Source organism: Streptosporangium sp. NPDC006007 (genome assembly GCF_040614315.1).
Lineage (GTDB): Bacteria > Actinomycetota > Actinomycetes > Streptosporangiales > Streptosporangiaceae > Streptosporangium.
In genome coordinates this window covers 1-19,533 of the sequence record NZ_JBEXUG010000005.1, presented here as the reverse complement: position 1 = coordinate 19,533, position 19,533 = coordinate 1, and the positions used below count along the sequence as shown (strand labels likewise).

Annotated in this window: 20 protein-coding genes; 11 read left to right on the top strand and 9 right to left on the bottom strand. The window is 68.3% G+C overall.

Annotated elements, in window-relative coordinates; translation table 11 throughout:
• The first annotated feature begins 40 nt into the window (after positions 1-40).
• Positions 41-703 carry a response regulator transcription factor gene (locus ABZ194_RS05660; protein ID WP_355592704.1) on the top strand — a complete coding sequence of 221 codons (663 nt, stop codon included), beginning with the start codon at positions 41-43 and terminating at the stop codon, positions 701-703.
• On the opposite strand, the gene ABZ194_RS05655 is transcribed toward ABZ194_RS05660, so the two are convergent.
• The 4 genes from ABZ194_RS05655 to ABZ194_RS05640 form a co-directional block, all read right to left on the bottom strand.
• Positions 643-1,347 (bottom strand): hypothetical protein, encoded by a 705-nt coding sequence (locus ABZ194_RS05655; RefSeq protein WP_355592702.1) that lies wholly within the window; start codon positions 1,345-1,347, stop codon positions 643-645. The genes ABZ194_RS05660 and ABZ194_RS05655 overlap by 61 nt on opposite strands.
• Before the next feature lie 269 nt (positions 1,348-1,616).
• Positions 1,617-2,675, bottom strand: coding sequence for a right-handed parallel beta-helix repeat-containing protein (locus ABZ194_RS05650; RefSeq protein ID WP_355592700.1), 1,059 nt, complete (start codon positions 2,673-2,675; stop codon positions 1,617-1,619).
• Positions 2,676-3,388: 713 nt separating this feature from the next.
• Positions 3,389-3,544 carry a hypothetical protein gene (locus tag ABZ194_RS05645; protein ID WP_355592698.1) on the bottom strand — a complete coding sequence of 52 codons (156 nt, stop codon included), beginning with the start codon at positions 3,542-3,544 and terminating at the stop codon, positions 3,389-3,391.
• Complete coding sequence (locus ABZ194_RS05640; protein ID WP_355593137.1) at positions 3,535-4,005, bottom strand: ATP-binding protein; 471 nt, start codon at positions 4,003-4,005, stop codon at positions 3,535-3,537. The genes ABZ194_RS05645 and ABZ194_RS05640 overlap by 10 nt, the downstream gene beginning before the upstream one ends.
• A gap of 136 nt (positions 4,006-4,141) precedes the next feature.
• Between ABZ194_RS05640 and ABZ194_RS05635 the strand changes: the two genes are divergently transcribed.
• From ABZ194_RS05635 to ABZ194_RS05620, 4 genes are all read left to right on the top strand, one after another.
• Positions 4,142-4,975, top strand: coding sequence for a helix-turn-helix transcriptional regulator (locus ABZ194_RS05635; RefSeq protein ID WP_355592696.1), 834 nt, complete (start codon positions 4,142-4,144; stop codon positions 4,973-4,975).
• Positions 4,960-5,163 carry a DUF397 domain-containing protein gene (locus ABZ194_RS05630; RefSeq protein WP_355592694.1) on the top strand — a complete coding sequence of 68 codons (204 nt, stop codon included), beginning with the start codon at positions 4,960-4,962 and terminating at the stop codon, positions 5,161-5,163. The genes ABZ194_RS05635 and ABZ194_RS05630 overlap by 16 nt, the downstream gene beginning before the upstream one ends.
• 113 nt (positions 5,164-5,276) lie before the next feature.
• A complete protein-coding gene (locus ABZ194_RS05625) occupies positions 5,277-6,395 on the top strand; it encodes an IS630 family transposase (RefSeq protein ID WP_355592692.1) in 1,119 nt (372 codons plus the stop codon).
• Positions 6,396-7,280: 885 nt separating this feature from the next.
• The gene (locus ABZ194_RS05620) at positions 7,281-7,865 is read left to right on the top strand and encodes a hypothetical protein (protein ID WP_355592690.1); all 585 of its coding nucleotides are present in this window, start codon (positions 7,281-7,283) and stop codon (positions 7,863-7,865) included.
• A 54-nt stretch (positions 7,866-7,919) separates the two neighbouring features.
• Here ABZ194_RS05620 and ABZ194_RS05615 read toward each other — a convergent pair whose 3' ends face one another.
• Entirely contained in the window at positions 7,920-8,480 is a 561-nt protein-coding gene (locus ABZ194_RS05615; RefSeq protein ID WP_355592688.1) for a toll/interleukin-1 receptor domain-containing protein, read from the bottom strand.
• A gap of 262 nt (positions 8,481-8,742) precedes the next feature.
• Here ABZ194_RS05615 and ABZ194_RS05610 point away from each other — a divergent pair, with 262 nt between their 5' ends.
• Together ABZ194_RS05610 and ABZ194_RS05605 are read left to right on the top strand one after the other, a co-directional pair.
• Positions 8,743-10,809: a DUF6421 family protein gene (locus ABZ194_RS05610; RefSeq protein WP_355592686.1), complete on the top strand. Its 2,067-nt coding sequence runs from the start codon at positions 8,743-8,745 to the stop codon at positions 10,807-10,809.
• Positions 10,806-11,444, top strand: coding sequence for an SDR family NAD(P)-dependent oxidoreductase (locus ABZ194_RS05605; RefSeq protein ID WP_355592683.1), 639 nt, complete (start codon positions 10,806-10,808; stop codon positions 11,442-11,444). The genes ABZ194_RS05610 and ABZ194_RS05605 overlap by 4 nt, the downstream gene beginning before the upstream one ends.
• A 106-nt stretch (positions 11,445-11,550) precedes the next feature.
• On the opposite strand, the gene ABZ194_RS05600 is transcribed toward ABZ194_RS05605, so the two are convergent.
• Positions 11,551-12,744: a transposase gene (locus ABZ194_RS05600; protein WP_355592681.1), complete on the bottom strand. Its 1,194-nt coding sequence runs from the start codon at positions 12,742-12,744 to the stop codon at positions 11,551-11,553.
• A 110-nt stretch (positions 12,745-12,854) separates the two neighbouring features.
• On the opposite strand from ABZ194_RS05600, the gene ABZ194_RS05595 reads away from it, so the two are divergent.
• Both ABZ194_RS05595 and trpS read left to right on the top strand, forming a co-directional pair.
• On the top strand, positions 12,855-13,919 hold the full coding sequence (locus ABZ194_RS05595) for a low specificity L-threonine aldolase (protein WP_355592679.1): 1,065 nt from the start codon (positions 12,855-12,857) through the stop codon (positions 13,917-13,919).
• 150 nt (positions 13,920-14,069) lie between these two features.
• On the top strand, positions 14,070-15,035 hold the full coding sequence (gene trpS, locus ABZ194_RS05590) for a tryptophan--tRNA ligase (RefSeq protein WP_355592677.1): 966 nt from the start codon (positions 14,070-14,072) through the stop codon (positions 15,033-15,035).
• A gap of 88 nt (positions 15,036-15,123) precedes the next feature.
• On the opposite strand, the gene ABZ194_RS05585 is transcribed toward trpS, so the two are convergent.
• On the bottom strand, positions 15,124-15,423 hold the full coding sequence (locus tag ABZ194_RS05585) for a DUF3467 domain-containing protein (RefSeq protein WP_355592675.1): 300 nt from the start codon (positions 15,421-15,423) through the stop codon (positions 15,124-15,126).
• A gap of 96 nt (positions 15,424-15,519) precedes the next feature.
• Positions 15,520-16,113 carry a DUF305 domain-containing protein gene (locus ABZ194_RS05580; protein WP_355592673.1) on the bottom strand — a complete coding sequence of 198 codons (594 nt, stop codon included), beginning with the start codon at positions 16,111-16,113 and terminating at the stop codon, positions 15,520-15,522.
• Between the two features lie 176 nt (positions 16,114-16,289).
• Here ABZ194_RS05580 and ABZ194_RS05575 point away from each other — a divergent pair, with 176 nt between their 5' ends.
• Positions 16,290-17,003, top strand: coding sequence for a DUF3105 domain-containing protein (locus ABZ194_RS05575; protein WP_355592671.1), 714 nt, complete (start codon positions 16,290-16,292; stop codon positions 17,001-17,003).
• 49 nt (positions 17,004-17,052) lie between these two features.
• Here the strand turns inward: ABZ194_RS05575 and ald are convergent, their stop codons facing one another.
• Positions 17,053-18,168, bottom strand: coding sequence for an alanine dehydrogenase (ald, locus tag ABZ194_RS05570; RefSeq protein ID WP_355592669.1), 1,116 nt, complete (start codon positions 18,166-18,168; stop codon positions 17,053-17,055).
• A gap of 486 nt (positions 18,169-18,654) precedes the next feature.
• Here ald and ABZ194_RS05565 point away from each other — a divergent pair, with 486 nt between their 5' ends.
• A complete protein-coding gene (locus tag ABZ194_RS05565; protein ID WP_355592667.1) occupies positions 18,655-19,437 on the top strand; it encodes an excalibur calcium-binding domain-containing protein in 783 nt (260 codons plus the stop codon).
• The last annotated feature ends 96 nt before the right edge of the window (positions 19,438-19,533 follow it).

Below are 19,533 nucleotides of genomic sequence, written 5' to 3'. Positions count from 1 at the left end.
CGACGAGGCGGACCGGCGCACGGCCGGGCGAGGAGGAGAGATGAACGTCCGCATAGTGATCGCCGACGACCAGGCGATGGTCCGCGCCGGGCTGAAGCTCGTCGTGGAGAGCGAGCCGGGCATGGAGGTGGTGGGGGAGGCGGCCGACGGGATGGAGGCCGTCGTGGTGGCCCGCCGTACCCGTCCGGACATCGTGCTGATGGACATCTCCATGCCGCGCATGGACGGCCTCACCGCGGCCAGGCAGCTCCTCGACCGGCCGGACCCGCCGAAGATCGTCATGCTGACCACCTTCGACACCGACGAGAACCTCTACGCCGCGCTCCGCGCCGGAACCAGCGGATTCCTGCTCAAGGTCTCGCCGCCCGAGCAGCTCGTCGAGGCCATCCGCGTCGTCGTGGGCGGTGACGCCCTGCTCGACCCGGCCGTCACCACCCGGGTCATCGCCTCCTTCGCCGGTCGCCACGACCCCGCGCCGCCGCCGCAGCTCGCCCAGCTGACCCCGCGTGAGCTGGAGGTGCTGCGGTCCCTGGCCCGCGGCCTGACCAACGCCGAGATCGCGGGCGAGCTCTTCGTCGGCGAGGCCACGGTCAAGACCCATGTGGCGCGGGTGCTGATGAAGCTCCATCTGCGGGACCGGGCTCAGGCGGTGGTGTTCGCGTACGAGTCGGGGGTGGTGCGGCCCGGGGCGGCGGTCGGATAGTAGGAGATCCACTCCTCCCGGCTCATCCTGAGCATCGCGACGCCGAGCCGGCCCAGCGCGACCGCCGGGACGGCCCACGCCACGACCGTCGCCGGGCCGTACGGGATCACCAGGGAGGTCCCGTATCCGAGCGCCACGGCGAGCGGCACCCACCAGTGCGCGAACCCGGCCCGCCAGACGCCGACCAGCAGGATGGGCAGCCCGAAGATGGCGAAGAAGAGCCAGGGCATCTGGAAGCCGAACACGACGCCGGGCAGGTTCAGCATCTCGTCGAGGATCCTGGCGCTCTCCTCGGGGCTGTGGTGCCGCCCCAGCCACCACTCCACCGGGTCGGTCAGCAGCATGCCCGACAGGTTGACGTAGCCGAGCACGGTGAGCGGGCCCACGATGTGCCCGAAGACCACCGCCCGGCGGCGCATCACGTGCAGCAGCCCGAGGGCCGCCAGGGCCATCAGCAGATAGGCCCAGTGGTACATGGCCGACTGGACCTGCGCCAGGGCCGGATTGTCGCCGTAGCTGACCGCCTCCCGGTCGTCGCCCCAGGTGCCGGGGTCGAGGACGACGGCGATCGCCTGGAGGAGTGGGGCGACGATCAGCAGTGTGCCGGAGGCCACCCGCCTGAAGTCGGCTGAGTCCTTGAACATGGGAGTTTCCTCGCTGTGCGGAACTGTCGCACAGGACGCTAGGCCGCCACCCCCGCCGGGGCATCCGTCCCCAGGCTGATCCGCCCTCCTCCTGGCGGGGTAAGCCGCCCAGAGGGTGCGACGCCGCGAGAACGGCGGAAGGATCACCGGGCGGTGTTCGGGGCGCCCGGTGACCTCCGGTACCCCGCCGGATCATGACCTCGCTGGTTGCCGGAAGACCTCACGGGTTTCTGGAGGAAGGGCTCTGGCGGGTGCTCGCGCCGCGGACCTCAGAAACAGGTCAGACTGGTATGGGGCTGGGGACCGCAGGGGCCCTGGTTGCCGCCTCCGTCGGCCACCTGCGGCCCCATTCCCCAGATGAGGTGGCCCGCGTTACCCGAACCGATGTTGCGGGTCAGGGTGATCGGGGGATAGTCCGGGCCATCCGTGTTGCTGGAGTTGAAGACGTGTAGGCCGCCTTGGATGGATTGATGCCACAGGTCGGTGATCCCGCTGGGCGTGTGCCCGTTGTGGCTGAAGACGTTGCCGGAGACCGGATAAAGCTGACGGGGTAGCACCGTGTTGTTGATGAACAGGCCGACCGTTCCGTTGTGGCTGAAGACGTTGTCCCGCACGATCACACGGTCGAAGTTCGGGGAGGCGCGCATGCCGATGGCGTTGTCGCTGAAGACGTTGTGCTCGACCGTGGTGTCCCATGTCCCTCCCAGGATTCCGTCCGTGCTGAGGGCTGTGTCGGCGTTCTTGAAGGCGTTGCCGCGGAACGTGAAGTTGCGTGAGTCCCACTTCATCTCCACCGGGAATTTGTCGAAGACGTTTTCCGTGAACACGCCGCCGAAGCTTTCGTTGAAAGTCAGCCGGCCGTTGCTCAGTATGCTCGACCTCACCGCCGGCTGCCGGGCTTGGTTGAAGCTGCCGCTCCCATGGACGGTGCAGTGGTCAATCGTCAGGTAGGCCAGGTAGACCCTGATGGAATTTATCACGCAGGTGCTTGGCGTCCCCTCGGCGATCACGGTCGACAGGCGTTCGACCGTTAGCGACACGCCCGCCACCTTGGAGAGGGTCACGGCGGCGCTGCGGAGGGCGCTGAGACCTGAGAGCCGCCCGTTCTTCACGGTTACTCGCGAGTGGGTGTCCACCACCATGTCACCCGACACGGTATGGCCCGCGAGGTCGATGGTTATGTTGTCCGCGTCGACGGTCAGGCCGTTGCCCGGGGCGCAGGTCAGGTCAACGGTGAGGGCGACGCTGGAGGTCAGCGTGTCACCGCAGCCCACCGCGCTCATGCTCGCCCCGGCCGGTACGGAGGGTATCAGGACGGCCATCAGCATGAGCGCGAGGATTCCCGCCGCCGCGTGAAGGCGTCGCCGCACTGCTTTCCCCGTACGGTTTACGGTCATTTCTCTCCCGAATTTTCGGTGCATCTTTTCCGACTTTTCTGCCGAGTCGCCCCGAAATTTCGTCCGGCAGGACGGATCATCGTCCAGAGTGCATGGAAAACCATGTCCGGAAAAGTCAGTAAACCGGCCCGTGAGGTCCATGAAAGAGGCCGTTTCGGTAGTTGCGCCACGTGAGATGCGATAAGCATAAACGTGAGACGGCCTGAAGGGGGCGAGGTGAGAGGGATTGGCGGGTGCAAAAGGATTTCGTCGACGTTCCAAATCGTTGAGTGGCCGGGTGGGAAAAAAATTTAAATCGAGATCGACCTGTACTTGCGTTCTTAACGCAAGTACGCACTCTTTTTCATGTGAGGGGCCGTCCGGTGGCCCTGGAGGCCGGTTCTCAGGAGGTGAGGGGGCGGGGTGACGCCGTTCTGACGGTGGTGACCGATTCGTCGACGAAGCCGGGCGGAGCCTTGGCCGGAAGCTGCCCGGAGCTCTGTAGCGGGCGGGGGAGTGCCGCTTCGTTGCGGGTGCCGATCAATATTGCCGAGGGAGTCGTCGAGCGAATCGGCCGTCTGCGCATCCGCCCTTCCCCGAGACGGTGCGCGGAATTACGACAGGACAAGGTTCGTCCTGATGTCGAGGCCCCCCTCCGGGGAATTTCATTGCGGCGGTCCCGGCGGCGGTGACAGACCGAACCAGCCTTTCTCGGCCCGGCGGATGAACGCCTCCCAGGCGTCGAATCCGAACAGCACGCCTTTCTGCTCGGGGGCGCCGACCCTGACCCCCTCACGGCTGATGCTCACGATCACCCGCATGACCACTCCACCGAGGTGGGAGCCCAGTCGAGGGCGCACCACACGGTGCGGCCCCTCTCCCCGTGGTCACGGACTCCCCAGCGCCGCCGGGAGATCTCGTCGACGATGGCCAGACCGCGCCCGCACTCCTCGTCGTCCCCCACGGCCTCTGGCGCGTGTGGCTCCCAGGGGACGCCACCCGGGTCGAGGACCTCCACGTAGAGGAGGTCCGCCCTCCGGACGAGCGCGAGCGACACCAGCTCGTGGGGGCATCTCCGGAGAGTGTGCAGAACAGCGTTTGTCACCAACTCCGAAGTCGCCAGCCTGACGTTCTCATATGCCGGATGGTCTGCGCCGATCCATACACGCACATGGTCGCGTGCCTTCGAGACCGATGTTGGATCGAGTCTCAGGTACGCCTCCCCGAGAACCTCGGATTCGTTGTTCACGTCGTTCTGCCAAAAGCCAATCACGGGATTCATGTTCACCTGATCCGACTGTCGGGTCCCCGATATGCCTTTGCAGCATCGCATCGTTCGGATACAGTCAGTAGCGGAACGATTACGGTTCTTGTTTAACGGTTTCGGTGAAACCGTCCGTGAAACCGAGGTGCCCCCCATGCCACACGCCGGGGAACTCGACCCCACCACGTCCCCGATCGCCTTCTTCGGCTATGAGCTTCGCCGCTATCGCCAGGGGGCCGGTCTCACCCAGGAGACCCTCGCCAGGCGCACCGGCTTCGCGCTGGGCACGATCTCCATGGCGGAGACCGGCCGCAGGCGTCCGGCCGACGACTTCGTCAGGAGGTGCGACAAGGCGCTGGGAGTGGACGGGGCGCTCATCCGCATCAAGGAGATGATGGACAACGTCTCGGCACAGTTGCCCGCGTGGTTCCGCCCCTGGGCCGACATCGAGCAGGCCGCCGACCACCTACGCACCTGGGAGCCACTCCTCGTCCCGGGGTTGCTCCAGACGCCGGACTACGCGCGAGTGCTTTTCAGCGGGGAGCCTCGTGCCTCGATGGAGAGAACGGAGATGGATGTGGCTGCCCGGCTGGAACGACAGCGCATCCTGGAGCGGGAGAATCCGCCCATGCTGTGGGTCGTCATCGACGAAGGCGTGCTCAGCGGTCGGATCGGTGATGAAACGATCATGGCTAGGCAACTGGACCACCTCGTTGAGGCCGGGTGTCTCCCGTGCATCACCATCCAGGTGCTGCCTTTCGGGGCAGGCAGCACCGTCGGTTTGCTGGGAGGCTTCGTCATTGCGCAGGCTCGGGGGCTCGCCAATACTGTTTACATGGAGTCGGCTGGCCGGGGCCAGGTCACCGACCGACCCGACGATGTGGCGGACATCACGATCAAATACGAGGCGATCCGAGCTAAGGCACTTCCTCAGCGAGTGTCGCTGGAGCTGATCAGGGAGATGAGGGGTCGATGGATCGGGAACTGAGTGAGGCCGTATGGGTCAAGTCCCCGTTCTCAGGTGGTAACGGCGGCAACTGTGTGGAGGTCGCGTGGTTGTCGGGTGGGCGGGTTGGGGTTCGGGACAGTAAGGATCAGGCGGGTCCGGCGTTGGTGTTCACGCCGGGTGAGTGGGCCGCGTTCACCCGCTGGGTCCGCACCGACGACACCGTCTAGTGCGGTGACCACATAGGTTCGCCGGGTCCTGGCATGCCGTACGGCTTGCGTCGTTTGATGACCTGCCCCACTGTCGGTACCGGCCCAATCGGCACCGACAGCTGGAGGAGTGCATGGCTGAACCCGTCAGAGCACGGCGATTAACCGACGCCGAAGGCCAGCTGCTGCAACGCCTGGTACGGCGAGGCAAACACGGCTCGATCCGGATACGCAGAGCGTTGATCATCATGGCGTCCGCCAGCGGAACCACGGCTCCGGCGATCGCGCAGCTGGTCGCCGCCGATGAAGACACCGTCCGTGATGTCATCCACGCCTTCAACGCCCGGGGGCTGGAGGCGCTGGACCCTAAATGGGCGGGTGGCCGTCCCCGCCTGATCAGCATCGATGACGTGGAGTTCATCACTCAGACGGCCCTGACGCGCCCAGAGAAACTGGGGCGTCCGTTCACCCACTGGAGTATCCGCAAGCCGGCCGCCTACCTGGCCGGCAACCCGGAGCGCATCATCAGGATCGGTCGGGAACGGCTGCGGCAACTCCTGCGCGCACGCAAGATCTCCTTTCAAAGGACCCGCACCTGGAAGGAGTCCACCGATCCGGCCCGGGAGGCCAAACTGGACCGGATCGAGGAGGTCACCAGCCGATTCCCGATGCGGTGTTTCGCCTTCGACCAGTTCGGGCCACTGTCGATCCGGCCCTGCCACGGCAGCGGCTGGGCACAAGAGGGCAGGCCGGATCGTCTGCCGGCGACCTATTCACGCACGCATGGCATCCGCTACTTCCACGGTTGCTACAGCCTGGGCGATGACCGGCTGTGGGGCATCGCCCGGCGGCGCAAGGGCGCAGATCACAGCCTGGCCGCGCTGAAGTCGATTCGGGCCGCCCGTCCGGACGGCGCCCCGATCTACGTGATCATGGACAACCTGTCGGCCAACAAGACTCCCGCGATCCGCGCCTGGGCCGCCAGGAACAAGGTCGAACGGTGTCTCACCCCGACCAGCGCTTCCTGGGCCAACCCGATTGAGGCACAGTTCGGCCCCTTGCGCAGCTTCGTGATGGGCGGCTCTGACCATCCCAACCACACCGTGCTGGCCCGCAAGCTCCAGTCTTACCTGCGCTGGCGCAACGCCAACGCCCGCCATCCCGACGTGCTGGCCGCACAACGACGAGAACGCGCCCGGGTCCGAAGCGAGAAACAACGCCGATGGGGACGCCCCAAGACCCGAGCCGCGTGATCAGCCGACCCGGTGAACGTTCATGGTCACCGCACTAGCCCCACCACAACCGGAGTACGGCAGGCCCCCGGCAACCTCGCGGGGGCCTGTTCGCTTCGGCGGCCTCCAGCCGGCGGATGACACCACAGATGTGGGCCGCCCTCAAGTTGTGGGGCGAGTCCGACGTCTATAACGGCCTCCCATCGGAAGCGGCCAGGACCTCGATGTTCATGCCGTACCCCTTCCCGTGGGACGGCCCCTTTCGCAATTGGGCGATCGGGCTGGAATCAGCTCACCACGTCGGGAAGTTGTTGATTATGAAACTGGCCCTTAAAGAGGGAGTTGTCTCGACCTAAATCCCCGCTTCCGTTTAACGTGTTGAGAGAACATGTATGTCGGGTCAACAGTCTCTGTAGGGGGAAGTGCGAAGCGTACTATCGGGTCGGCTCTCGCGCTGTCAGCGGTCACCGCGGCATTGCTGGGTGGCATAACGCAACCCCCTGTCTTCGCGGTGAGCCCCAATGATCTCATCCCTCACCCCTGGTCCGATCGGGGAGGGCCCGTCCCCATCGACCCCGGGGGCGAAATCGCTGACACGCCGACTGATCCATCTATCCCGCTGTCCGAATCCGAATTCGCTGTCAAGGTGGGCGGGACGTCTGGACCGCACACCGTCACTGTGACTAATCCAGATGCAGGGGATCACACTCCGTCGCGTAGGGCGAATGCGAGCGTACAGATGTGCTACAACGCGAGCGATGACGATGCCGCCTACGGCTACCGTTGGTGGCGCTCGCTGGTCATTGGTCGCCTTCTGTGATGAAAGAGAGAAGAGTCCCCCTTTAAGTCTGAAGGGCCGATAAAGTCGACTAGCTGACTATTGGTCGCTTTTATGTGGATGGTGAGATGAAAAAGGCGCTGAAGGTGACGGCTGTGGTGGTTATCGCCGCCGTGGTGGTCGCCGGGTGCACGTCCGGCGATTTCAGGCCGCCGATTTCGGTGGATTCCGCAGTCGCCGATCTACTGAAGCGGCCACTGGCAGGTCCCGAGGTCGCGCGTGGCGCCGCGTGCCCGGTCACCAAGGTCGTGACGCGTCCCACGCCATTGGTCGGGGATCTGCTGGGGGAGGGGCCGGTGCGCCCGGTGATGGGTTCCACCCTGCGGTACGACGGTGAGGATCGGGGAACCCTGTTTGAAGACAGCGGGTGGGGCGGGCGGAAAGTGCTGTGGACCGCCGTTCCCGACCTGGCGGGTCCCGCTGTGATCAGGGGGCGGCGACTGGACGGCGACGACCCCGTGGGGTTCGACGGTACGGAGGGTCAACCACTGGACAGCGAGATCGTCATGCTCCCGGATCCTTCGGCGGAGGGTTGGCGAGATCGCCCCGGTTATGTCCGGCTGAAGGCGCCCGGCTGTTACGCCTTCCAGGTCGACACGGTCAAGGGCTCCTCGGTCATCGTGTTCCGCGCGGTCGGACCTACCGTCACCTGACCCTCCGTCTCGGGTCGCCCGGCCCTTCACGGTGAATTCCCCCTGTTTGGAGGTTCACGCCGTTCTCCGCAGGGCTTCGGCCAGCTTGGTGACGCGCTGATCGTAGGTTGCCTCCGAGACGTCGCGTAGATCGCTGTAGAAGCGGGTCCTGGCGAACTCCGGCAGGTCCACGTCCTTGACGAGGACCGGGATGAAGAGCCGGCCGGTCTCGAAGGATCTCTGCATCAGCAGGTAGTACTCGTTCCGCACCCAGCCGCTGGCCATCGAGGCGGGGCTGAAGACGAGCATGCCGTGCGACGAGTTCCTGATGGCCTCCTCCACGCCGTGGACCAGGGGCATGCCCGGGGTGAGCGCCACCTCGTCCAGGGCGATGTTCAGTCCCCGTCGCCTGAGCCGTTCGGCCAGGTCCCTCACCAGGTCGCCGTCCTCGTGGGCGTAGGAGATGAACACGTCGTAGCCGGTCGTCGCGGGAGGCGCCGCCGGGTCCGGTGGCGCCGGGGTGTGGGCCATACGTCTCCTGGAGAGCCGATCGCGGACCGGCACCCAGGCGAAATAGGCGCCCGCGATGCCCGCCACGGCACTGATCACGGCGATGGTCAGTCCCGCGATGTCCATGCCGTCAGGCTATGAGGTGAGACGTTCCCATAGCTGGAAGTCGCGGTAAGTGGTCAACCGTCCGCAGGTGAACGGCTTGGCATCGAGTCCGTAAACACCGTTATCGGTTGGCTGGACCGGCCCCCTGAGTGACCCTCGCCCGTGGTTCCGGCCCGGGAAGATCCTCGACCTGCTGCCGGGGTGGACCGTAAGGGATGTGTCAATACCTGGACATACTGTGTATATTTTCCGTCATAAGATCTCATTTGAGGGAGGATTTACCGTGCGTGCTTTCCCGCGGGTGCTGTTCGACGAGGCACACAACGAGTCGTGGACCATCCGCAGGGACATGGCCGAAACGATGAATCCGGGCCACCCGGACGACAGCAGCTACGCCCGCGCCGCGCAGCTGCTCCGCCGCCTGGGCCACACCGTGGCCGCGCACACCGAGGGACCGGTCACCCCGGCCCTGCTGAGCGCGCAGGACGTCTTCGTCATCGCGCACCCCTCCGCGGAGCGCTGGGAACGTACCATCGGACTGGGCAGCCCCGTCCTCCCCGTCGAGGAGCTCGACGCGATCGAGGACTACGTGAGCGGCGGCGGCGGGCTGGTCGTCCTGGCCGAATGCGAGCAGGAGAAGTACGGCAGCAACCTGGAGGAACTGCTCGCCCGGTTCGGTGTCGGCGTCGAGCACACCACCGTCCAGGACCCGCGCAACGCCCACAACGGCGTGGCCGCCTGGGTGCTGGGCGTCCCCGGCCGCCCCGCGGAGCACGACCTGCTGGCCGGGGCCCGCCGGGCGTGCTTCTACCGGGCCGGCGCCCTGACCGGTCCCGAGCACGCGACCGTGCTGTTCTCGACGTCCCCCACCGCCGACCCGGCGGGGGCGCCGCTGGCGCTGGCCGTACGGCACGGCGAGGGCAGGGTCGTGGTCGTCGCCGACTCCGACCTGTTCGGCGACGACTCGATCGGCGACTACGACCACGCCGCGCTCTGGGGCAACCTCGTCACCTGGGTCGCCCGCGTCCCCGTCCCCGCGGCGACGAGGGAGCCGGAGGCCCGGGCCGCCTTCCGGGAGCTCAAGGAGGTCGTCGAGGCGCTCAAGCCACTCCAGGCCAAGGACGGCTCCATCGAGGGCGACCGCGACCGGGCGGCCGGGCTGATCGCCGAGATCGCCGACCACGTGGTACGGCTCGCCCCCCGCTTCCCCCACGACGAGACCTACCTCGCCGCGGTGGTCGCCGACCTCCGCGGGTGGGTGGAGCGGGGTCTGGGCGTGCCCGACTTCCTGGACTCCCTCAACGCCTTCCACCCCGACGCCCAGCGGGTGGACGGGCTGGAGCACCTGGTCGTCTTCCCGATGTACACCCAGAACGGCACCACCTTCCGCTATATCGAGGCCGTCTGGATCCGCACCGTCTGGCCCGAGTGGCTGGCCGAGCTGGAGCGCGGGCGCTACGACAACCCGCTCTTCGTGCCGATCGCCTTCGAGGACTTCACCTCCGGCTACGACACCAACTCCGCGGTGCTCTTCCCCGAGACCGTCGCCGTCCGCGAGACCCCGGCCCGCTTCACCTGGGGCGGCATCTTCTGCGACCGCGAGGCCGCCAGGTTCCGCGCGGTGAGCAGGGCCGCCGCGATCACGCTCAAGCTGGCGCTGCCGCCGGACGCGGCCAGGCTGATCGAGTCGCAGGAGCTGGCCCAGGACACCTTCGTGCTCTGGGACCTGATCCACGACCGCACCCACAGCCACGGCGACCTGCCGTTCGACCCGTTCATGATCAAGCAGCGCATGCCGTACTGGCTGTACTCCCTGGAGGAGCTCCGCTGCGACCTGACCGCGTTCGGTGAGGCCGTGCGACTGGAGCGGGAGGGCGTGCCGCACGCCCGCTACGTCCAGCTCGCCATCCTGTTCGACCGGCTGTTCCGTTTCCCCATCACCGGCGAGCGGGTCCGTAACTACGACGGCCTCGGAGGTCAGCTCCTCTTCGCCTACCTGCACCGCAACGACGTCGTCCGCTGGACCGACAACCGGCTGAGCGTCGACTGGGCCCGGCTCGCCGACGGCGTCGCGGATCTGCGCGGCGAGGTGGAGAAGCTCTACCGCGACGGGATCGACCGCGCCAAGCTCGCTCACTGGCTGGCCGCGCACCAGCTCGTCGCGGCCTACGTGGAGCCGCATCCGGCCTCGGTCTGGCACCGCGGCGTGGACGCGCTGCCGGTCGAGGGTTTCCCGAAGACCGTGGTGGACGCGGTGCTCCCCGACGAGTTCCCCCTGAGCATGTTCTACGAGGCCCTGCGCCGTAAGCTCGGCGATGTCGTCGAATCCACGAAGGGGATCCGAGCATGATCATCCTTGTTGCCGGCGCGGCCGGTCCCGCGGGCCAGGCCGTCGTACGACGCTTCACGGACAAGGGTCACACGGTCATCGGCGTCGACAGGTCCGGCGCCGCCGGGACGCTCCCGGTCGACCTGCTCGACCTCGACGCCGTGAAGCGGCTCGCGGCGGACATCGAGGCCGAGCACGGCGAGGTGGACGGCATCGTGCACCTGGTGGGCGGCTGGCGCGGCTCGGCGACCTTCGCCGAGACCAGGCTGGAGGACTGGGACCTGCTGCACGACCTGCTGGTCCGCACCCTCCAGCACGTCACGCTCGCCTTCGAGCCGCTGCTCAAGGCGAGCGGGCGCGGCCGGTTCGCCATCGTCTCGGCCAAGGCGGCCGAGCGCCCCACCCAGGGCAACGCCGCCTACGGCGCCGCCAAGGCGGCCTCCGAGGCCTGGACCATGGCCTTCGCCGACGCCTTGGAGGGCACCGGCTCCACGGCGAACATCCTGGTCGTCAAGGCACTGGTGAACCAGGCCATGCGCGAGGCGAACCCGGAGCGGAGCTTCCCCGGGTACACCGACGTCGACGACGTCGCCGAGGCCGTCGACGCCCTCTGGGACACCGACGCCAACGGCACCAGGATCGACCTCACCCGCTGAGGGCGAGAGGCGCGACAGCGGCCGGCCACCAGCCGCCGGCCGCTCCGCTGAGAGGAAGAATTGACATCCTCCCCCGCCTGAAGGTGGGGGATTCCACCCCGAATCCCTACGCGATGAGGAGTTCGGATTGAGGTTCGCGGTTCACCGGCCGGGCAGGCGCCCCGCCTCCCCGCGCAGCGACCGCGTGCCCCGCGGCCGTATCCCGGAGGTTGCGGGCCGCGTTGACGTCGGCGTTGTCCCGGTGCCCGCAGGCCACGCAGAGGAAGAGGGCTTGGCCCTCGCGGCTCTCCCCGGCGACGTGCCCGCAGGCGTTGCAGGTCCGCGACGTGTAACGCGGATTGATCTTCCGGACCCGGCCCGGAGCCTTGTGTTCCAGCCGGGTCACGAGCCGGCCCCACCCGGCGGCGAGGATGCCCCGGTTCAGCCCGGCCTTCTGCCGGACGTTGCGCCCCGGCGCGGCGAGGGTACCGCGTGCGGAGCGGATCATGTTGCGGACCTTCAGGTCCTCGACCGCCATGACGTCGAAACGGCGGGCCAGACCGGTGCTGGTCTTCTCCACCCAGTCCTTGCGCCGGTCACTCTCGCGGGCCTTCAACCGGGCGATCGCGGCCTTGACCTTGGCGCGCCGGTTGGAGCCCCGCCGGGCGCGGGCGAGCCTGCGCTGCAATCGCAGCAGGCGTTTGCGCTCGGCGTCGCGCAGGGCGGGCGCGTTCAGCAGCTCGCCGGTGGACAACGCCGCCGACACGGTCACCCCCCGGTCCACGCCGACCACCTCACCGGTGCCCGGCGCGGGGATCGGATCGGGGATCGCGGCGAACGCGACATGCCAACGCCCGGCCGCGTCCCGGGTGATCCGGTAGGACCTCACACCGTCGCCGACGGCGCGCGACCAGCGAAACCGCACCCAGCCGACCTTGGGAACCCTCACCTCACCGACATGGCGCGACAGGCGGCGCACATCGCCGGGCTTGACCGCGACGATACGGAACCCCTCGCCCCGGCCACGTTTGCGGAAGGCCGGGCGGCGGTGGGTGCCGCCGAAGAAGTTCGCCATGGCCTGGGCGAAGTCCTTGAGCGCCTGCTGCTGCACGATGATCGACCCGCCGCGCAGCCACCCAAACTCCGCCCGCGCCTCGGTGAGCTGACGGCACTGCTCGGCGAAACCGGGCGCGCCCTTGCGGCCCGGCTTCCAATGCGCGTGCTGCTCGACGGCGAGATTCCACACATATCGGGCGTGCCCGCAGTGCCCGGCCAACGCCGCCTCCTGGGCGGGGGTGGGCCGAAGCCGGAAGCGGGACACGCCGATCAACCTACCGAGCCCTGCCGACAAAACCAGGAGACCACCGTGCCTGACCGTGCCGCGTTTCCTGCCCGCCCTGAAGAACTGGGCATCCACGCTGGAGGTAGCTGGTGACGGACGCGATCCGCAGGCACGACCCCCGGGTGAAGGGCTTCGCCAGCGACAACTACGCCGGGGTCCACCCGGAGATCCTCCAGGCGATCGCCCTCGCCAACGAGGGACACCAGACCGCCTACGGCGACGACGTCTACACCGAGGCGCTCCAGAAGATCTTCAAGGGGCACTTCGGCCCGGCGGCCGAGGTCTGGCCGGTGTTCAACGGCACCGGCGCCAACGTGGTTGCGCTCCGCGCGATGACCGCGCACTGGGAGGCGGTGGTCTGCGCCGAGTCGGCGCACGTCCACACCGACGAGGGCGGGGCGCCGGAACGGTCGGCGGGGCTCAAACTGCTCACCGTCCCCACCCCGGACGGCAGGCTCACCCCCGAGCTGATCGACACCCAGGCGTGGGGGTTCGGCGACGAGCACCGCGCGCAGCCCAAGGTCGTCTCGATCACGCAGGCCACCGAGCTGGGCACCCTCTACACCCCCGAGGAGATCGCGGCCATATCCGAGCACGCCCACGGGCTGGGCATGCTCGTCCACCTCGACGGGGCCCGCATCACCAACGCCGCCGCCGCGCTGGACGTGCCGCTGCGCGCGTTCACCACGGACGCCGGGGTGGACGTGCTCTCCTTCGGCGGCACCAAGGCCGGGATGATGTTCGGTGAGGCCGTCGTGGTGCTCAACCCCGACGCCGTGCGCGGCCTGCGTTACCTGCGCAAGACCGCGATGCAGCTCGCCTCCAAGATGCGGTTCGTCTCTGTGCAGTTCGAGGCGCTGCTCGCGGGCGACCTGTGGCTGCGCAACGCCCGCAACGCCAACGCCATGGCCAGGCGGCTGGCCGGCGCCGTACGGGAGATCCCCGGCGTCCAGGTGCCGCGCCCGGTGCAGGCCAACGCGGTCTTCGCGATCCTGCCACCCGAGGTGACCCGGCGCCTGCAGAAACGCTTCCGCTTCTACACCTGGAACGAGGCCCTGGGCGAGGTGCGGTGGATGACCGCGTTCGACACCACGGAGGCCGACGTGGACGCCTTTGCCGCCGCGGTGGCGGAGGAGATAGGATCCCTGCCATGAACACGCACAGTCTGGGTCTGTGGCGGGCCGCCCAACGGCGGGCCCGCTAGCCAGTCCAGACTGCGCAACCAGACGGCCGCCGTGAACCGGCGGCCGTTTCTCGTTGTCACGCCCCCGGTGCGCGGCGGTCCTTCCACCAAGGGAGCGACCATGACCAAGCGGGCCTTCTCCGCGTTCAAACCGACCGGACACCTGACGCTCGGCAACCTCCTCGGCGCGATCATGCCCGCCGTACGGCTCCAGGACGAGGCGGACTGCGTCTACGCGGTGGCCGACCTGCACGCCCTGACCGTCAGACACGATCCCGACCGGCTGCGCGCCCGCACCCTGGAGGCGGCGACCCTGCTGCTCGCCTGCGGCCTGGACCGGTCGCTGGTCTACATCCAGTCACGGGTGCCCGCCCACACCGAGCTGGCCTATCTGCTGGAGAGCACCGCCTATTTCGGGGAGATGCGGCGGATGATCCAGTTCAAGGAGAAGTCCGCGGGTCAGGAGGAGGTACGGCTGTCGCTGCTCACCTACCCCGCGTTGATGGCCGCCGACATCCTGCTGCACCGGGTGGACCTGGTGCCCGTGGGGGAGGACCAGCGCCAGCACGTCGAGCTGACCCGGGACCTGGCCCTGCGGTTCAACCGCCTGTACGGCCAGACCTTCACCGTGCCCGAGGCCGTCCACCCCCGGCTCGCGGCCCGGGTCATGGACCTGACCATGCCCACGGCCAAGATGGGCAAGTCCGACGGCTCGGTCGCCGGGACGATCTACCTGCTCGACCCGCCCGCCGACGTTCGCCACAAGATCATGCGAGCGGTGACCGACTCCGGCACCGAGGTCCGCCACGACCCGCGAGACAAGCCCGGCGTCTCCAACCTGCTCACCCTGCTCGCGGCCTGCTCGGGGCGGCCGATCGACTCCTTCGCCCACCAGACGTACGGCGCGCTCAAGCGGGAGACCGCCGATGCGGTGGTGGAGACGTTGCGACCCGTCCAGGAACGCTACGCGGAGCTGTCGGCCGACCCGGCCGAGCTGGCGCGGACCCTCGCCGCCGGGGCGGCCGGGGCCGTCGAGCGCACAGCGGACCTGATGGTCGCGGCCCGCCGGGCCATCGGCGTGCTCTGAGAGGCCGGTGGACGTCGTGTGCCCCGGACCCGGTGGACCTCGTGGACCCGGTGGGCGACCTCGCGGGCCGGTTCTCCGGGCGGGGCCGTCAGCCCTTGTGACCGGTCTCGTGCTCGTAGGCGGTGAGCTGCTGTTCGAGGGCCTTCATCAGCTCGAACACCTGACTCGGCGGAATGCGGATCCGGCTGACGATCCGGGTCGGCACGCTGACGAAGGGCTGCCCTGACGAGGGGTCGTTGGCGAGCTGAGGCGGTCTGGTGATCACTGCGAAGTCCAGGACGAAACCATCCTGGGTGTGCCACACCGAAGCGAAGTTGGCGTACTGCCCGGATTCCACCTCGGCGGAGATGCTCACCTCCAGGCGGTTCTCCGGTTCGTCGTTCACCATGCTGTTCTGTCTCCTCCGGCCAGGTTGGCTCCATGCTGCCCTGGCCGGGAACCGGCCGCGCAGGGACGCGCCGACGTCATCAAAGGGCCGACGTCGTCAAAGGATGGAGGGCAGCGGCTGGGCACCGCGCTGCCGCAGCATCTCGGTCATCAGTTTGATCTCTCCGGTCTGGCCGTCGACGATGTGCCGTGCCGTGCCGGCCACCTCGTCGCGGTCCGACAGTCTCAGCAGGCCCCGGCTCATCTGCACGCCGCCCTCGTGATGGCGGATCATGAGCTGGAGGAAGAGGACCTCCTGCTCCTTGCCGGTGGCCTCGCGGAGCCTCGTGAGCTCCTCCTCGCCGGCCATGCCGGGCATGGCGGCGGACGCCGACGCCGACGCGCCGTGGCCGTGACCGGCCATCCACGCCATCGACGGCCGCTCGCCGGACTGGTCGAGCCCCCACTGCTGCAGCCAGCCGCTGAACATCCCCCGCTGGGCGGTCTGGGTGACGATGATGTCGTAGGCCAGCCGCCGCAGTGTCACGTCCTCACTGCCGTCCCTGACGATGAAGGACATCTCGACGGCCTGGGCGTGGTGGACGGCCATGTCGCGGGCGAACCCCGCCTCCGGCGAGGCGTCGGTCGGGGCCGTGCCTCTCCCGGTCACCAGCAGCAGGACGGCGGCCGTGACCAGACAGGCGAACAGCACCACGAGCGCCGTGCGCCCTCCGGGCCTCGTAGTGTTTTCAACGGGGGTTTCCATCGCCTGCCCAGAGTACCCACTATGGCGAATCGTCGCTGTATCACGCATTGTGATTCCTTTATTCTTCACATACCTGGTTAGGGCATAGTGTGACCCGAAGTTGGTTGCCGCCTGGAGGGTCGATGTCGAAGGAAAAAGCGCAGGCGAGGCGGGAGAGTCTCGCCCGGATGCGTGAGGAGCACAGGCGCAAGGAGCGCCGGGCCGCGTTTCTGATGTGGGGCGGTGGCGGTCTCGTCATCGTCCTGCTCGTCGGTCTGGTCGGCTTCTACCTGGTCAACGAGCGGGCGACGACCTCGCTGGACGGCGTCGTCAGCGCCAAGTACCCGGGCGGCGTGCACGTCCAGACCAAGGTGGCCTACAAGGAGAACCCGCCGATGGGCGGTGAGCACAACCCGGCCTGGCAGAACTGCGGGATCTACGACCAGCCGGTCAACAGCGAGAACGCCGTCCACTCGATGGAGCACGGTGCCGCGTGGATCACCTACCGCCCGGACCTGCCCAAGGACCAGGTGGCCAAGCTCAAGGAGATGGCCGCCAAGGACTACATGCTGCTGAGCCCGTACCCCGGGCTGCCCGCCAAGATCGTGGTCAGCTCCTGGAACAAGCAGCTCAGTCTGGAGAGCGCGGACGACCCCCGGCTGCCCAAGTACATCGCCAAGTACCGGAACAACAGCGCCGAGACGCCCGAGTTCGGCGCGTCGTGCAGCAGCGGCGTGGGCACCACCACCGCCGAGGCCCCGATCCCGACGGTGGCCCCGACGACCAGCCCGTCCCCGCACGACCCGTCCAAGGCCCCCGTGCCGACCTCGTCGCCCGGCACCACGCCGTCCTCCTGACCCGCCGGCGTCCCGGGCCGCCCCGCCGGCGCCCCGCCGGGCACCTCGGTCAGCTGAGCACCCGCGCCAGGGGCACGGCCTCCAGGCCGTGGGCCTGGGCCACCGGCAGGTTGGTCAGGTGGCCCTCGTGCGTGTTCAGGCCGAGGGCCAGCGCGGGGTCGCCGCGCAGCGCCTCGCGCCAGCCCAGGCCGGCGACGGCCATCGCGTAGGGCAGGGTCACGTTGGTCAGCGCGTACGTCGAGGTGTGCGGGACCGCGCCCGGCATGTTGGCCACGCAGTAGAAGATCGAGTCGTGTACGCGGTAGGTCGGCTTGGCGTGGGTGGTCGGACGGGAGTCCTCGAAGCAGCCGCCCTGGTCGATGGAGATGTCTACCAGGACCGATCCGGGCCTCATCCGCGACACCAGATCGTTGCCGACCAGTTTGGGCGCCTTGGCGCCGGGCACCAGGATCGCGCCGATGACCAGGTCCGCGGCCAGGACCGCGCGCTCCACCTCGTAGCTGTTCGAGGCGACCGTCTGACAGTGCCCCTGATAGATGGTGTCGGCCTGACGGAGCCGGTCGATGTTCTTGTCCAGCAGCACCACCTCGGCCTGCATGCCGAGCGCGATGACCGCGGCGTTCATCCCCGACACCCCGGCGCCGATCACGACCACGTTGGCCGCGTGCACGCCCGACACCCCGCCCATGAGCACGCCGCGCCCACCCCCGGACCGCATCAGATGGTAGGCGCCCACCTGCGGGGCGAGCCGCCCGGCGACCTCCGACATCGGGGCCAGCAGCGGCAGGGAGCCGTTCGCGGTCTGCACGGTCTCGTAGGCGATGCCGGTGACGCCCGCTTCGAGCATGGCGCGGGTGCACGCCTCCGACGCCGCCAGGTGCAGGTAGGTGAAGAGCACCTGTCCCTTGCGCATCCGGTGGTACTCCTCGGCGACCGGCTCCTTCACCTTCAGCACCAGATCGCCCTCGGCCCACACGTCGTCCGCCGACTCCAGGATGACGGCGCCCACGCCCTGGAAGTCGGAGTCGGGGATCGACGATCCGGCACCCGCGTCCGTTTCGACGAAGACCTGATGGCCGTGCCGGACGAACTCATGTGCTCCGGCGGGGGTGAGAGCCACGCGGTACTCGTGGTTCTTGACCTCGCGGGGAACTGCGATCTTCACGGCTTCTCCAGGGTTCGCGCCTCTGTCACCTTCACTGTGCGTTCCCAGGGGAGGGACCACTATCCACAAGATGGAAGGAATCGACAGCCATTGCTGACAGTCTGCCGACCACTGGAGATTGTCATGTTTTCGAACCCAGCTTGACTTTCCGGTTACCGGGTCCTTTGAGTGATCGATAGGCTCGCCGCGAGCCGATGTGAGAAATACGGGGACATGACGATGGGGATGCACGCGGGGCCGGGTGACTCACCCGTGCCGCAGAGACCTCGGGGTGGCCGCCACAGTCGTTCCCGGCGGGCGCCGAAACCTTCGCCGGGACCTCCGGCCGGGTCTCCGTCCGAGCCTCCGTCCGGCCCCTCCCCCGGATCTCCGCCGGGGCCTCCGCCCGGCCTCCCCGGCGGCCCCGGTGTCCCACCCGGCGGGGCGGGGCACCCCCGGGCGAGCCGGGTCACCACGATCCTCCTGATCGTCGCACTGATCGTCGTCGTGCTGACCGCCGGTGTGCTCGGCACGCTCGCGGTGCTCATGACCCGCGACCCCGACATGCCGCTCGGGGCCGCGCCTCCCCGGCGCCTGGCGGTCCCCATCCACTTCGCCCCGGTGACGGGCAGTCAGGCCGGTCCCTGCACGGCTCCCGACGCCCTGCCCGACGACCCGGGGCAGACCTGCTACACGCTCGCCGCCGGGGTCAGCGTGAACGCCGTACGGAAGATCGAGGCGGTCCGGGAGCAGAACGGCGCCTACTCGGTCAGGATCGCGTTCGCGCCCGCGTTCCGCGACCAGATCAACGACCTCACCCAGGAGGCGGTCCGGCAACAGATCGCGATCGTGGTGGGGGAGAAGGTGGTGGCGGCCCCCAGGGTCGCCCAGGTGATCACCGAGGACAGTCTGAGCATCGCGGGCTCCTTCACCAGGGAGCAGGCGGACGCGATGGTCGCCCGGCTGCTCGGCGCCGCCGGCACGGCGGGTTCCGGGACTTCTCCGAGCACACAGCCCAGCACCCCGGGAGGTACGGAGCCGACCGGCGCGCTGACCCCGCCCGCGGTCACACCCGTCACGGGTACCCCGGCGACGGACACCACCCGCGGGGCGTCCCAGCCGGCCGCCACCTCCACGGCACGCGGCGACGGCGGTGAGCGGAGATACCCGGACTGCGCGACCGCGGTCAAGAACGGCTACGGCCCGTATTTCAAGGAGATTCACAAGCAGTACAAGTGGTATGTCGACCGGGACGGGGACGGCGTCGCCTGCGACCCCGGCGACCTCTAGGACCAACGCCGTTCAGTTAGGGCAGGGCCGTAGGTGTCAAGGGCTGTTCATGAGCATATCGATGCTGATGGTGGCTTTGTAGGTGGTCCGGTCGAT

Coding starts and splice junctions, on each gene's coding strand:
- ABZ194_RS05620 (WP_355592690.1), top strand. CDS start 7,281: ATGAAAAAGGCGCTGAAGGTGACGGCTGTGGTGGTTATCGCCGCCGTG.
- ABZ194_RS05635 (WP_355592696.1), top strand. CDS start 4,142: ATGCCACACGCCGGGGAACTCGACCCCACCACGTCCCCGATCGCCTTC.
- ABZ194_RS05585 (WP_355592675.1), bottom strand. CDS start 15,423: ATGGTGAACGACGAACCGGAGAACCGCCTGGAGGTGAGCATCTCCGCC.
- trpS (WP_355592677.1), top strand. CDS start 14,070: ATGACCAAGCGGGCCTTCTCCGCGTTCAAACCGACCGGACACCTGACG.
- ABZ194_RS05605 (WP_355592683.1), top strand. CDS start 10,806: ATGATCATCCTTGTTGCCGGCGCGGCCGGTCCCGCGGGCCAGGCCGTC.
- ABZ194_RS05660 (WP_355592704.1), top strand. CDS start 41: ATGAACGTCCGCATAGTGATCGCCGACGACCAGGCGATGGTCCGCGCC.
- ABZ194_RS05655 (WP_355592702.1), bottom strand. CDS start 1,347: ATGTTCAAGGACTCAGCCGACTTCAGGCGGGTGGCCTCCGGCACACTG.
- ABZ194_RS05625 (WP_355592692.1), top strand. CDS start 5,277: ATGGCTGAACCCGTCAGAGCACGGCGATTAACCGACGCCGAAGGCCAG.
- ABZ194_RS05645 (WP_355592698.1), bottom strand. CDS start 3,544: ATGCGGGTGATCGTGAGCATCAGCCGTGAGGGGGTCAGGGTCGGCGCC.
- ABZ194_RS05650 (WP_355592700.1), bottom strand. CDS start 2,675: ATGCTGATGGCCGTCCTGATACCCTCCGTACCGGCCGGGGCGAGCATG.
- ABZ194_RS05630 (WP_355592694.1), top strand. CDS start 4,960: ATGGATCGGGAACTGAGTGAGGCCGTATGGGTCAAGTCCCCGTTCTCA.
- ABZ194_RS05615 (WP_355592688.1), bottom strand. CDS start 8,480: ATGGACATCGCGGGACTGACCATCGCCGTGATCAGTGCCGTGGCGGGC.
- ABZ194_RS05575 (WP_355592671.1), top strand. CDS start 16,290: ATGTCGAAGGAAAAAGCGCAGGCGAGGCGGGAGAGTCTCGCCCGGATG.
- ABZ194_RS05640 (WP_355593137.1), bottom strand. CDS start 4,005: ATGAATCCCGTGATTGGCTTTTGGCAGAACGACGTGAACAACGAATCC.